This is a genomic window from Streptomyces phaeofaciens (genome assembly GCF_014648915.1).
Lineage (GTDB): Bacteria > Actinomycetota > Actinomycetes > Streptomycetales > Streptomycetaceae > Streptomyces > Streptomyces phaeofaciens.
Genome location: NZ_BMSA01000002.1, coordinates 394,874 through 407,910 on the forward strand (window position 1 = coordinate 394,874; position 13,037 = coordinate 407,910).

General features: G+C 74.1%; 10 protein-coding genes. 3 read left to right on the forward strand and 7 right to left on the reverse strand.

Annotated elements, in window-relative coordinates; genetic code table 11:
- Positions 1-35: 35 nt before the first annotated feature.
- From IE275_RS05315 to IE275_RS05340, 6 genes are all read right to left on the reverse strand, one after another.
- Positions 36-2,213 carry an MMPL family transporter gene (locus IE275_RS05315; RefSeq protein WP_189708053.1) on the reverse strand — a complete coding sequence of 726 codons (2,178 nt, stop codon included), beginning with the start codon at positions 2,211-2,213 and terminating at the stop codon, positions 36-38.
- Positions 2,214-2,332: 119 nt separating this feature from the next.
- On the reverse strand, positions 2,333-3,103 hold the full coding sequence (locus tag IE275_RS05320; protein ID WP_189708055.1) for a cytochrome d ubiquinol oxidase subunit II: 771 nt from the start codon (positions 3,101-3,103) through the stop codon (positions 2,333-2,335).
- A gap of 12 nt (positions 3,104-3,115) precedes the next feature.
- On the reverse strand, positions 3,116-4,390 hold the full coding sequence (locus tag IE275_RS05325) for a cytochrome ubiquinol oxidase subunit I (RefSeq protein WP_189708057.1): 1,275 nt from the start codon (positions 4,388-4,390) through the stop codon (positions 3,116-3,118).
- A 342-nt stretch (positions 4,391-4,732) separates the two neighbouring features.
- The gene (locus tag IE275_RS05330; RefSeq protein ID WP_189708059.1) at positions 4,733-5,287 is read right to left on the reverse strand and encodes an SRPBCC family protein; all 555 of its coding nucleotides are present in this window, start codon (positions 5,285-5,287) and stop codon (positions 4,733-4,735) included.
- Positions 5,288-5,425: 138 nt separating this feature from the next.
- Positions 5,426-6,631: a 3-hydroxybenzoate 6-monooxygenase gene (locus tag IE275_RS05335; protein WP_189708061.1), complete on the reverse strand. Its 1,206-nt coding sequence runs from the start codon at positions 6,629-6,631 to the stop codon at positions 5,426-5,428.
- A 101-nt stretch (positions 6,632-6,732) separates the two neighbouring features.
- Entirely contained in the window at positions 6,733-7,746 is a 1,014-nt protein-coding gene (locus IE275_RS05340; protein ID WP_189708063.1) for an NADPH:quinone reductase, read from the reverse strand.
- Positions 7,747-7,937: 191 nt separating this feature from the next.
- Between IE275_RS05340 and IE275_RS05345 the strand changes: the two genes are divergently transcribed.
- The 3 genes from IE275_RS05345 to metF are packed head-to-tail and all read left to right on the forward strand — an operon-like array spanning position 7,938 to position 12,243.
- Entirely contained in the window at positions 7,938-9,929 is a 1,992-nt protein-coding gene (locus IE275_RS05345; protein WP_189708065.1) for an FAD/NAD(P)-binding protein, read from the forward strand.
- Entirely contained in the window at positions 9,926-11,338 is a 1,413-nt protein-coding gene (locus tag IE275_RS05350; RefSeq protein ID WP_229870114.1) for a nitrosuccinate lyase, read from the forward strand. The genes IE275_RS05345 and IE275_RS05350 overlap by 4 nt, the downstream gene beginning before the upstream one ends.
- Positions 11,339-11,352: 14 nt before the next feature.
- The gene (metF, locus tag IE275_RS05355; protein ID WP_189708067.1) at positions 11,353-12,243 is read left to right on the forward strand and encodes a methylenetetrahydrofolate reductase [NAD(P)H]; all 891 of its coding nucleotides are present in this window, start codon (positions 11,353-11,355) and stop codon (positions 12,241-12,243) included.
- Here the strand turns inward: metF and IE275_RS05360 are convergent.
- On the reverse strand, positions 12,227-13,036 hold the full coding sequence (locus IE275_RS05360) for a GHMP family kinase ATP-binding protein (protein WP_229870115.1): 810 nt from the start codon (positions 13,034-13,036) through the stop codon (positions 12,227-12,229). The two genes, metF and IE275_RS05360, sit on opposite strands and share 17 nt — an antisense overlap.
- Between the last annotated feature and the right edge of the window lies 1 nt (position 13,037).

The window sequence follows — 13,037 nt, forward strand, 5'->3', positions numbered from 1 at the left end:
GGGCGGCCGCCGGGGTCCGGGCCCGTCGCGTCAGGTCAGTGCTTCTCCAGCTGGATGCCGGGCACGACCTTGGCCAGCGGCGCCGGCAGCCACCAGGCCCGGCGGCCGAGCAGCTGCATCACCGCGGGCACGATCAGACAGCGGATGACCAGCGCGTCCACGAAGATCGCCACCGCCATGCCGAAGCCCATCTGCTGGAGCATCCGCTCCGGGCTCAGCATGAACGAGCCGAACACCACGACCATGATGGCGCCGGCCGCGATGATGACCGACCCGGTGTGCCCGAGGCCCTCACGGACCGCGACCGCCGGGTCCTTGGCACGGTGCCACTCCTCCTGGATCCGGGAGACCAGGAAGATCTCGTAGTCCATGGACAGACCGAAGACGATGGCGAAGATGACGACCGGCAGATAGGCCTCGATCGGCCCCGGCTCGACGCCGAACATCCCGTGCTGGAACACCAGCGTGATGGCGCCCAGCGCGGCCCCGATGCTCAGCAGGTTCAGCAGGGCCGCCTTCAGCGGGATCAGGATCGAGCGGAACACCACCATCAGCAGCAGCAGGGACAGCCCGACCACGATCGCCATGAAGACCGGCATCCGGGCGGCGACCTTGTCGGAGTAGTCCTCGCTGGCGGCCGTGGCGCCACCGACCAGATAGCGGGCGCCGGTCTCCTTCGCCACCTCGGGCAGCACGTCGTCGCGGAGCGTGCCGACGAGCTCGGAGGTGCCCTCGTCCTGCGGCGAGGTCGTCGGGAACGCCATCACCGTGGCCACGTTCGGGTCGTCGGTGGGGATCGGGCCGGTGGCGGCCGCCACCCCCTCGGTGTCGTTCAGGGCCGCCGCGACCGCGGTGGCCGGCGCCTCGGCGCCGTCCTCGCCCTCGACGACCACGTACAGCGGGCCGTTGAAGCCGGGGCCGAACCCCTTCGACAGCAGGTCGTAGGCCTCGCGGCTGGTCGAACCCGTCTTGTCGTTGCCCGCGTCCGTGAACCCGAGCCGCATGCTCAGCGCCGGGAAGGCGAGCGCCCCGAGCGCCACCACGGCGACCAGCAGCACGGCCAGCGGACGGCGCTGCACGCCGGTGGCGAACCGGCGCCAGCCCGCGCCCTCCTCGGGACGCTTCGATGCGGCCCGCTTGGCGGCCCGTGCGGTGAACTGACGGGCGAAGCGGTCGCCGAAGATGCCCAGCAGCGCGGGCAGCAGGGTCAGCGAGGCGAGCAGGGTGACCAGGACGGTCAGCGCCACCGACAGGGCCATGCCCTGGAGCGAGCCGAGTCCGAGGGCGACCAGGCCGAGCAGCGCCAGGATGACCGTCGAGCCGGCGAAGAACGCGGTCCGTCCGGCCGAGTCCAGCGCCTTGACGTTCGCCTCCTCCGGCGTGGCCCCCCGCACCAGCTCACTGCGGAACCGGGCGAAGATCAGCAGCGCGTAGTCGATACCGACCCCGAGCCCGACCAGCATCATCACGTACGGCGTGTAGTCGGCGATGGTGACCAGGTGCGAGGCGACCACGATCACCGCGAGGGTGGAGCCGACGGCGAACAGGGCGGTGACGATGGGCAGTCCGGCGGCGATCAGCGTGCCGAACATGAAGACGAGGATGACCAGCGCGAAGACCAGGCCGAGCATCTCGCCCCAGCCGCCCTCGCCGGTGGCCAGCTTGCGGGCGGCGCCGCCGCCGAGTTCGGCCCGGAGCCCCTGCCCGTCCACCTCCTGCACCGTCTCCAGGATCCGTTCGGTGTCCTCGCGGGGCATGTTGGGCGAGGTCACGTCCAGCACGACGGTGGCGTAACCGATCGTGCCGTCCCGGGAGATCGCGGACTCGTCCTCGTACAGGCTGCGCACCTGGGTGACCTTGGGCAGCTTCGCCACCTCGGCCAGCATGCCGTCGACGCGCCGGCGTACGTCGGCGCCGCGCAGTCCGTCCTCGTCGTGCAGGACGATCTGGAGGCTGTCGCCGGTCTTGGTCTTGCTGCTGTGGTTGAGCAGGTCGGCGGCGGCCTGCGACTCGGTGCCGGGCAGCGAGTAGTTCTCGCGGTAGTCGTCGCCGCCCGACGCGGCAACCCAGACGCCGACCAGGACGACCACCCAGAGGGTCAGGGCCAGCCAGCGGCGCCGGTGCGAGAAGCGCGCCACCCGGGCGAACACCCCCGGGGCGGGCGGCCGGGCGCCCGTCTCCGGGGCGCGGGGATCCTTTTCGGTGAGGGACATTGGGCTCACTTCCGTACGTTCCGTGCGCAGGGACACAGGGGGTGGAGGGGGGGAGGGGGGAGGGGGGTGGACAGGGCGGGGCAGGGACGGGATACGAGGTACGGGGCACGAGGTGCGGGTCAGAGCGACGAGAGCCGGAAGCCGGTCCGGCTCACCAGCCGCCACAGCCACAGATGGGCCGCCAGCAGCAGCGGCAGCGCCGCCAGCGAGAGCGGGACGATCAACGTCAGCGCCGTGTCGCTCGCCGCGTGCTCGCTCAGCGGCAGCCGCGCCCCGGCCAGCACCGCCAGCGTGGCGCTCACCAGCGAGGTCAGCAGCAGCGAGTGACGTCCGCCGCGTCCGCCGCGCCCGGTCAGCCGCAGGGCGCGCGCCAGCGGCGTCCCGGTCAGCCGCAGCGCCGCGAAGCCCAGGCCGTGGGCGAGGAACAGCAGCAGCACGAACAGCGTGGTCACCGCGCCGAGCCCGAGGGAGGTCGGCTCGGTCGGGGAGTCGTTCAGCAGCGACGCGATCAGCCAGCCCCAGCCGCCCGCCGCGAGCCAGCTGCCGCCGCAGACCAGCCAGTCGGCGGCCGGACCGCTGCCCGCCGCCCGCCACCACAGCCCGGCGTCCCGGATCATCCAGCCCGCGAGCAGCGGCACGAACACGACCATGAGCCCGCTGAACACCTCGCCCTCCAGGGTCGGGAAGGCGCCGATGAACAGCCCGGCCGCGGCCACCAGCCACACCTCGTTGGCCAGGAACAGGGGCCAGATCGCGGACACCGTGCGGTGCCGCTCCTCACGGTTGCGGCCCAGGTAGGGCAGGAGCATGCCGAGCCCGAGGTCGGCGCCGCCCAGGACGACGTATCCGACGAAGAAGAAGCCGAGCAGTGCGACGGCAAGGGTTTCCATGGACGGTGCCTCTCAGTACGCGACGGCCGCGGTGGGTTCGGTGGGTTCGGCACGTTCCGGCTCCGGCTCGACGGGCCCCTGCCGCACGGCCCGCAGCAGTACCCACCAGTTGCCGACGGTCAGCACCGCGAACAGCGGCACGAAGACGGCCAGGGACAGCCACATCCGGCCGGCCGTCACGTGGGACACGGCGTCCTCGGTGCGCAGCAGCCCGTAGACCACCCACGGCTGCCGGCCGGCCTCCCGGAACACCCAGCCGGCGGTCATCGCGACGAACGGCAGCGGCACCAGGGCCATCAGCACCAGGTGCCAGCGGCGGGCCCCCACGGCCCACCGCCGTACCGACACCAGGACCACCGAGACCAGCACGGCCAGCGTCAGGACGCCGAACACCATCAGCATCAGCAGGCCCGCGCCCCGGGTCAGCGCCTCCGGCGGCACGTAGTTCCCGGGGCCGAACTCGCGCACCATCTCCGCCTGGAGCCGCACCACCTCGGCGTTGTCCTCGTTGAAGACGGCGGCCTTCAGCGGCTGCCACTCCTCGATCTCACCGAACTGGATCCCGCCGAAGGCCACCGTCAGCAGCAGCGCGGGCAGCGCGGTGAACACGCCGACCCGCAGCGAGCGGCGCAGCAGCCCGTCCTCGTCCGCGGTGCCCCTGCGCAGGTGGTAGGCGCTGACCCCGGCCACGAAGAGTGCCGCGGTCAGCAGCGCGCCGCCCAGGATGTGCCCGAAGGCCAGCAGCGCGTTGGGGTTGGTGAGCATCGCCGAGGTGTCCGACAGGACGAGCCGGCCGTCCGCGCCCCGCGCGTGGCCCGCCGGGCGGTTGAGGAAGCCGTTGGTCACCAGCACCCAGTACGCGGACAGGTAGGCGGTGAGGGTCACCACCCACAGCACGCCCAGGTGCACCCACTTGTTGAACCGGCCCCAGCCCAGCAGCCACAGCGCCAGGAAGGTCGACTCGACGAAGAAGGCCAGCACGGTCTCCAGCGCCAGCGACGACCCGAAGACGTCCCCGGCGTAGGTGCCGAGCCCGCTCCAGGCCATGCCGAACTGGAACTCCATCACGAGGCCCGTGACGATGCCCACGGCGTAGTTGATGACGTACAGCCGCCCCCAGAAGCGGACCATGCGCAGATGGACGGGCTGCCCGCCGCGCAGCGTGGCACGGGTCTGGAGCACGGCCAGCACGGTGGCCAGCCCGAGGGTCAGGGATACGAAGAGGAAGTGGCCGCCCGCGGTGAGGGCGAACTGCCAGCGGGCCAGTTCGACGGTCTGTGATTCCACCCCCCTACCGTCGTGCCCGCAGGGGTCCTCGCGCGTCGGCCCGGGGAGGACACCTGCGTTACTCCGGGAGTGGCGGTGCGGCGGCGCGGTACACCCAGGGTTGTGCCCCGGGGCCGCCGCGAGGAGGGCGGGGCACGAAAACGCCGCCCTCCCGTGCACACGGCACAAGAGGGCGGCGGGGTCCCGCGCACCGCGGGGGATGTCGGCGCCGGAACGGTGAACGGACTGTTCACGCTCCTACTTTCCGGCCGGGAGGGGGACTCGCGCGTCGGCCGGGGGAGGACACCTCGGGTACTCCGGGAGTGGCGGTACCACTCCCGGACGTACACCCGGGGTTGCGGGTCAGTCCTTCTCGAGTACGTACTTCAGGTGGTCCAGGGTGGTCCGTATGTCCTGGGAGAGCTTGGCGTTCCACTCCCGGACGAAGCGCTCGCGGCCGGCCTCGTCCAGGCCCGCCGCGAAGATCTTCGACAGGCCCTCGGTGAGCCGGCCCAGCCGGTAGTGGTGGACCAGCACGCAGCCGCCCGCCGTGGGCTCGATCTCGAACGACCATGTGCTCTCCTGGCGGCGGCGCGCACTGTCCAGGACCACCCAGCGGAACACCTTGCCGGGCACGGCCTCCACCACCTCGGACTCCGTCTGCCACGGTCCCCGGATCACCGGCGCCCAGGCGACGGTGTCGGTGCCGCGCGTGTTCTCGCCGCGGAAGATCGCGCCCACCGTGCGGGGCGCGCCCTCCACCCAGGTGCCGCCCCGGCACTCCACGCTCCACTCGCCGCTGCGGGAGAGGTCGCTGACGGTGTCGTAGACCTTGTCGGGAGAGGCCGCCACGAAGGTCTCGGCGCGCGCCTCGAACGTCGTGACACCTTCGGTCGTGTAGGCAGTCAGGTCACTCATGCCGGAATCCCGTCTCCTCGGTTCTTCTCGAAATGGCGTCAATGGCGTCAATGGCCGAACTGGCAGAACTGGCCGAACGTGCGGAACTGGCGGAGCCGGCCGAACTCGTGGGGAGCGGAAAGGGCGGAAAGGCGTTTCTCACACCCGCGCGTAATCACGCGCACCGTGCAGCCAGTCGACCTTTTCGTAGAGTTCCTCGCTGGACAGCGCCGACAGCGCCACATTCCGTTCCTTCGCGGCCACCCCGTCCGGGTGGTACACCTGGCGGCCCATCTCCCGGGCCACCCACTGGGCCTTGGCGGTACGCGGCCCGCGCCGCTCGTTGTACGCCGTCAGCGCGCGCGGGATCGGATCGGCGGCGCGGTCCCCCGCGTCGCCCGCGTCCCCGAGCAGATCGCCGATCAGCACCGCGTCCTCCAGCGCCTGGCAGGCGCCCTGCGCCGCGTACTGGAGCATCGGGTGCGCCGCGTCGCCGAGCAGCGCGACCCGGCCGTCCACCCAGCGCTCCACCGGATCCCGGTCGCACAGCACCCACCGGTGCCAGTCGTCGCCCAGCTCCAGCAGCGCCCGCGCCCTCGGGCTCAGCCCCGGGAACTCCTCCAGCACCCCGGCGCGGCCGGCGGGCACCCCGGTGACCGCCTCGGTGGCGCCGTCGTCCCGGGTCGCCGCCAGGTTCAGCGCCCGCCCGCCGCTGATCGGGTAGTGCACGAAGTGCCACTTGGGGCCCGCCCACAGGGACACCGCGTTGGACCGCAGCTCCTCGGGGACCCGCTCCATCGGGATCACCGACCGGTAGATGGTGTGCCCGGACACCCGTGGCTCGCCGTCGCCGACCAGCTGGGCGCGGACGGCGGAGCGCAGCCCGTCGGCGCCCAGCACCGCGTCCGCGGTCAGCCGCAGATCGCCCGGCGCGAGGACGACCGTGGCGCCCGTCGCGTCCTGCTCGTACCCGGTGACCTGGCAGCCGGTGAGCAGCTCCACGTTGGCCAGCGGCCGGCAGGCCTCCAGCAGCGGCCGGTAGAGGTCGGTGCGGTGCACCACCGCGTACGGGTTGCCGTAGCGCCGCCGGTAGGCCTCGCTCAGCGGCATGGCGTTGATGCGTTCGCCGGTGGTGCCGTCGAAGAGCCGCAGCTCGTCGATGAACACGGCCCGCTCGCGCACCGCCTCGCCCACCCCGAGCCGGTCCAGGGCGTGGAAGGCGTTCGGCGCCAATTGGATGCCGGCCCCCAGCTCGGTGAACTCCCCGCGGCGCTCCAGCACCGTGACCCGGTGCCCGCGCCGGGCGAGACCCAGGGTGACGGCCAGCCCGCCGATCCCCCCGCCGACTACCACTATGTGTGACATCGCACTCCTCTCAGCGCTCCAGGGGACACGGCCCGCGTTCGACGGGCCGGCGCTGCCGGGGCGGGCCGCCGGGTCCGTACGGGCGGCCGCCGGTAGGGGGTTCAGTGCCCGGCGACCCGCGACGGCGACGGCGCGTCCAGGTCCGGGCGGACGATCAGGCGTCTGCCGCGCAGATCGCCCTTCTCCATCCGGCGGTGCGCCTCGGGCAGGGCGGACAGCGGGACGCGTTCGGTGTGGCGCGGCGCGAGGCGGCCCGCCGCCAGCAGCCGGTTCACCGTGCCCGCGGCGGCGGCGAGTTCGGCCGTGCTCGCGTGCGAGATGACGAAGCCGAGTATCGAGGCGTCCTTCATGTAGAACGGCCCCACCGGCAGCACCGGCCGGGCCGTGACACCGGCCAGCAGCACGATCCGGCCGCGCGGGGCGAGCAGGGCGACCGCCTCGGTGAGGTCGTTGGTCCCGGCCGAGTCGACATGCACGTCGATCCCGGCCGGACAGGCGGCCCGCAGCCGCTCGCCGAGCGCCGGATCCCGGTAGTCGAACACCTCGGCGGCACCGAGCGAGCGCACGTACTGCGCGTCGCGCGCCGACGCGGTCGCCACCACCCGGGCGCCGGCGTCCACCGCCATGACGGTCAGTGCCGCGCCCACGTTCCCCGCGGCCCCGGCCACGAACACCGTCTCGCCGGGCAGCAGCCGGGCGTGGGTGAACAGCGCCAGGTACGCGGTGCCCCCGGGGTGCAGCACGGCCACCGCCGTCTCCGGGTCCACCCCCGGCGGCAGCCGGTAGAGCCGGTCGCGGGCGACCACGGCCAGTTCCGCCGCGGCGCCCTGCCGGCCCTCGTGTCCGAGGCTGTTGCTCCACACCGCATCGCCCGGCCGCAGGCCCGCCGCGCCCGGACCGGCCTCGACCACCGTCCCCACCAGGTCCCGGCTCAGCACCAGCGGCATCGGCACCGGCGTACGGAACACCCCGGACCGTACGAACGTGTCGACGGGGTTGACGGTCGTGGCGGTGACCTCGACCAGGACGTCGGTCGGGCCCGGGCGGGGAGCGGGCAGTTCGGCGACGCGGATCTCGTCGGGGGAACCGAGTTGCTCGACAAAGGCAGCACGCATGGTTCGCAGCATGGTGCCCGTTCTCCCGGGCGCCCCGGGAATTCGGCGGAATGCGTCAGGTCCTCGGCGCGGATTACCGCACTCACGCGAGGTCGCCGGAGAACCTGACGGACTGGCCCGGCATTGATTGACCCGCTCCCGACCCCCGCTGCGATGATCCCGGAAAAATACCGGCCGCATGGGGAGAGTTCATGAGCAGCAGGTGCGTGGAGGTCTGCATTGTCGGCGGCGGACCGCGCGGACTGTCCGTCCTGGAGCGGGTGTGCGCCAACGAGCGGCACAGCCCGTCCGGAGCCTCCGTCCTCGTCCATGTCGTCGACCCCGCCGCCCCCGGCGCCGGCGGGGTGTGGCGCACGGACCAGTCCCGCCACCTGCTGATGAACACGGTCGCCTCACAGGTCACCGTCTTCACCGACCCGAGCGCCCGGATCCCGGGCCCCATCGAGGAGGGTCCGAGCCTGTACGAGTGGGCCCGGCAGCTGGCACTGCTCGGCACCGAGGGCGGCGAGCACGACGAGGCCACCCTCGCCGAGGCCCGTCGGCTGGGCCCCGACACCTACCCGACCAGGGCGTTCTACGGCCACTACCTCAACGACAGCTTCCGGCGGATCGTGGCCGGCGCCCCGGACCACGTCCGGGTCCATGTCCACCGGTCCCGGGCCGTCGCCATGGCCGACACCCACGGCGTCACCGGCGGCCCCCAGGGCGTCCGCCTCGCCGACGGCACCCGGCTCAACGACCTCGACGCGATCGTGCTGGCCCTGGGCCATGTGCCCGCCAAGCTGACCCCGCGCCAGGAACGCACCGCCGCCCTGGCCCGCATCCACTACCTGACCTACATCACCCCCTCCAACCCGGCCGACGTCGACCTCGACGCGATCGAACCGGGCACCCCGGTGCTGCTGCGCGGGCTCGGGCTCAACTTCTTCGACTACATGGCCCTGTTCACGCACAGCCGGGGCGGCACCTTCGTCCGCGACGACGACGGCCGCCTCGTCTACCGTCCCTCCGGCCGCGAGCCCCGGATGTACGCCAGCTCGCGGCGCGGAGTGCCGTACCACGCCCGGGGCGAGAACCAGAAGGGCGCGCACGGCCGCTACTTCCCCCGGCTGCTGACCGCCGACCGCATCGCGGAGCTGCGCGCCCGCTCGGCGGCCGGCGCCCGGATGCGGTTCACCGAGGACCTGTGGCCGCTGATCCGCCGGGAGGTCGAGAGCGTCTACTACGCCACCCTCCTCAGGTCCCGCGGCGCCGGCGACACCGAGACCGAGGCCCTCACCGAGCGCTACCTGGAGGTCGGCGGCGACGCCGTCCGGGCGGCCGCGCTGCTGGACGCGTACGAGATCCGGCCCGAGGACCGCTGGGACTGGCAACGGATCTCCGCGCCGCTGGGCCGCACCCGGTTCGCCGACCGCGACGAGTTCCGCGCCTGGCTCCTCGGCCATCTGCGGCGCGATGTCGAGGCCGCCCGGGCCGGCAACGCCGACGGCCCCCTCAAGGCCGCCCTCGACGTCCTGCGCGACCTGCGCAACGAGATCCGGCTCGCCGTCGACCACGGCGGCCTGGAGGGGAACTCCTACCGCGACGACCTGGAGGGCTGGTACACCCCGCTCAACGCCTTCCTCTCCATCGGCCCGCCCGCCTCCCGGATCGAGGAGATGATCGCCCTGATCGAGGCGGGCCTCCTCGAACTCACCGGCCCCGGCACCGAGATCCGCTTCGACGCCGCCCAGCCCTGCTTCGTCGCCGAGTCCGGGGAGGTGCCCGGGCCGGCCGTCCGCGCCCGTGCGCTGATCGAGGCCCGGCTGCCCGAACCCGACCTGCGCCGCACCGAGGACCCGCTGCTGCGGCACCTCCTCGCCACCGAGCAGGCGGTGCCGTACCGCATCGAGGGCGAGTGCGGCACCAGTTACGAGACCGGCGGCCTCGCCGTCAGCGAACGGCCCTACCACCTGCTGGACTCGCGCGGCCGCTCCCACCCGCGCCGCTTCGCCTTCGGCGTGCCCACCGAGGCCGTGCACTGGGTGACCGCGGCCGGCATCCGCCCCGGCGTCGACTCCGTCACCCTCGGCGACTCCGACGCCATCGCCCGCGCCGTCCTGGGCCTGCCCCCGGCCACCCGGGTCCCGAGCGAGGTACGCCCGGCCGCCGACGACACGGACCTGCTCGGGGTGATCGTGTGACCGCCCCGGGAGGGACCGCCCCCCGCGCCGCCGCCGACACCGGACTGCTCTCGCCCGTGCGGGCCGGCACCCCCGTCGAGGCGGCCGTCGCCGACGACGCGTGGGTGCGGGCGATGCTGGAGGCGGAGGCCGCGCTGGCCCGGGCGCAGGCCCGGCTCGGGGCCGTCCCGAAGGAGGCCGCGGACGTCATCTCCCGGGCCGCCGCGTCCTGTTCGCTCGACGTCCGCGCCCTCGCCGTCGACTCCCGGGAGACCGCCAACCCGGTGGTCGGCCTGGTCCGGGCGTTCACCCGGGAGGTCGCCGCGCTCGACCCGGCCGCCGCCGACTACGTGCACCGCGGCTCCACCAGCCAGGACGTCTTCGACACCGGCGCCATGCTGGTGGCCGCCCGCGCCCTGCGGATCGTCCGCGCCGACCTGGAACGCTCGGTCACCGCCCTCGGCGCGCTGGCCCGCGCCCATCGCGACACCCCGATGGCGGGCCGCACCCTGGGTCTCCAGGCGGTCCCCACCACCTTCGGCCTGAAGGCGGCCGGCTGGCGCGAGCTGCTCAGGGACGCCGTCCGCCGCGTCGACCGGGTCCTCGACGGCGGCCTCCCGGTGTCCCTCGGCGGCGCCGCCGGCACCCTCGCCGGCTACCTGGAGTACGCCCGCGTGGACGGCGCCGCGGGCCCCGCCGACGACGGCTACCACCAGCGGCTGGTGGAGGCGTTCGCCGAGGAGACCGGGCTCGCCGTGCCCGTGCTGCCCTGGCACGCCCTGCGCACCCCGCTCGCCGACCTGGCCGCGGCCCTGGCCTTCACCACCGGGGCGCTGGGCCGGCTCGCCGTGGACGTGCAGTCCCTGGCCCGGACCGAGGTGGCGGAGGTCGCCGAGGCCGCGGTCGCCGGACGCGGCGGCTCCTCGGCCATGCCGCACAAACGCAACCCGGTCCTGTCCACCCTGATCCGTGCCGCGGCCCTCCAGGTGCCGGCGTTCGCCGCCGCCCTGACCCAGTGCCTGGTCACCGAGGAGGAGCGGTCGGCGGGCGTCTGGCACGCGGAGTGGCTGCCGCTGCGCGAGTGCCTTCGGCTGGCCGGCGGCGCCGCCCGCACCGCCGTGGAGCTCACCGAGGGCCTCGAGGTACGGCCCGACCGGATGCGCGCCAACCTCGACCTCACCGGCAGCCGGCTGGTCTCCGAGCGGGTCGCCGCGCGGCTGGCGCCGCACGTCGGCAAGGCCGCCGCGAAGGACCTGCTGTCCGCCGCGTCCGCCACCGCCGCCGAGACCGGCCGCCCGCTCGCGGAGGTGCTCGCCGCCCTGCCCGAACTCACCGGCCGGCTCGGCCTCGCCGACCTGGCCGCCCTGTGCGACCCGACCGGATATCCCGGCGCCGCGGGCCCGCTGGTGGACCGCGCCCTCACCCCCTGACTGGAGGCAGTCCCATGAGCACGGTCACCCGCGAGTCCCCCTGGGGCCCGGACCCGAGCGTGTCCTTCGAGTTCTTCCCGCCGAACACACAGGAGGGCCGGGCGTCCCTGTGGCGGGCGCTGCGCAGGGTGGAGGCGCTGTCCCCCGCGTTCGTCTCCGTCACCTACGGCGCCGGCGGCTCCTCCCGCACCGGCACCATCGACCTGAGCCGGCGGATCGCCGGTGAGACGACCATGCGCCCGGTCACCCACCTCGCCGCCGTCGGCCACTCCACGGCCGAACTGCGCCATGTCATCGCCCAGTACGCCGACGCGGGCGTCCGTGACGTGCTCGCGCTGCGCGGCGACCCGCCCGGCGACCCGCGGGGCCCCTGGGTCCCGCACCCCGAGGGCATCGAGTACGCCTACCAGCTGGTCGGGATGCTCAAGGAACTGGGCGGCTTCACGGTGGGCGTGGCCGCGTTCCCCGAGCGCCACCCGCGCTCGACCGACTGGGACGCCGACATCCGCCACTTCGTCGCCAAGTGCCGGGCCGGCGCCGACTACGCCGTGACCCAGATGTTCTTCCACGTCGACGACTACCTGCGGCTGCGCGACCGGGTCGCGGCGGCCGGCTGCGACATCCCGATCATCCCCGAGATCATGCCCGCCACCGACGTCCGCCAGATCGGCCGCTTCGCCGAACTCAGCGACGCGGCCTTCCCCGAGGACCTCGCGCACCGTCTGGAGGCCGCCCGCGACAACCCCGCCGAGGGCCACCGCATAGGCGTCGACTTCGCCACCGCCATGGCCACCCGGCTGCTCGCCGAGGGCGCCCCCGGCCTGCACTACTGCACCCTCAACCGCCCCGAGGCGGCCCTGGACATCCACCGCAACGTGACGGGCACCCTCAGCCCCCGGCCGTGAACTCCCAGCACTCCGCGACCCCCGCCCGGCGCAGCAGCGTCCGGGCGGGGCCGGTGCCGGTGCCCGGCGCCAGGAGGAGGCCCGCCAGGTCGCCGCTGTGGGCCACCTGGAGTCCGAGGGCGCCACAGGAGCGGGCCACGCCGAGGAGTGTGCCGAGCGCGGGCACGGGCAGCCGGCGCTGGTTGAGCAGGGCGCTCTCCGTGGCGACCGCGCCCACCAGCGCCGCGTCCCCGGTGCGCAGGGCCTCGCGCAGCCGGGCACGCAGCCGTTCGAAGCGGGCGAGTTCCGTGGCGTCGTAGTCCGGTGGCGGCAGGGCGAGGGTGTCCACGCCGAGGGTGCCGGGGCGGGTGCCGAAGCCCAGGACCCGCAGCGGCGGCAGCCGGTGGCCGAAGTCCTCCAGCACGGTGCCCTCGCGCTGCGCGAACAGCACCGTCGTGTCCTCGAACATCAGGGCGTCGGAGGCGGTCTCCGCCCGTACCGCGAGCCGGGCCGCCTCCCGGGCCGTCAGCGGGGCGCCGAGGGCGTCCCGTACGGCCCGTACGGCCGCGAGCACATCGCTCGTCGACGAACCGAACCCCCGGCCCGGCGGGACCTCGCCCGTCAACTCCAGCCGTCCGCCCGCCGCGAGGCCGCCCAGCGCCAGCCCGGCCGCCCGTGCGGCCTTGCGCTTCCACGGCGGGGAGACGCTCACCCCGCCCACCGCCGACGGCGTGAAGACCGCCCGGGTCGTGAACAGCGGGCACGGCAGGGTGACCAGCCCCCGCACCGGAACACCCCCGGGGCCGGTGAACATC